The sequence below is a fragment of the Marinifilum caeruleilacunae genome, assembly GCF_013141825.1.
Classification (GTDB): domain Bacteria; phylum Bacteroidota; class Bacteroidia; order Bacteroidales; family Marinifilaceae; genus Marinifilum; species Marinifilum caeruleilacunae.
Genome location: NZ_RZNH01000143.1, coordinates 1 through 547, shown reverse-complemented (window position 1 = coordinate 547; position 547 = coordinate 1). Strand labels below are relative to the sequence as shown.

Below are 547 nucleotides of genomic sequence, written 5' to 3'. Positions count from 1 at the left end.
ATCAGCAGCAGTTCCAGGCGTCAGGCAAGGCCATCAACGCCAAGGTACGTCTGTACGGGCGCATCGGTCAGGCGCTGATCGACGCCAAGCAATCAGGCCGCGATGCGTTTGCCGCCATCGAGGCCGTCATGTCCTGGGATTCCTTTGCCGAGAGCGTCACCGAGGCGCAGAAGCTCGCGCAACCCGATGACTTCGATTTCCTGCATCGCATCGGCGAGAGCTACGCCACCCTGCGCCGCTATGCACCGGAATTCCTTGCCGTGCTCAAGCTGCGGGCCGCGCCCGCCGCCAAAAACGTGCTTGATGCCATTGAGGTGCTGCGCGGCATGAACACCGACAACGCCCGCAAGCTGCCAGCCGATGCACCGACCGGCTTCATCAAGCCGCGCTGGCAGAAACTGGTGATGACCGACGCCGGCATCGACCGGCGCTACTACGAACTGTGCGCGCTGTCCGAGTTGAAGAACTCCCTGCGCTCGGGCGACATCTGGGTGCAGGGTTCACGCCAGTTCAAGGACTTCGAGGACTACCTGGTACCGCCCGAGAA

Annotated in this window: 1 pseudogene; it reads left to right on the top strand. The window is 63.1% G+C overall.

The features are described from left to right. A pseudogene (locus ELS83_RS21820) lies at positions 1-547 on the top strand (Tn3 family transposase); the annotation flags it as partial.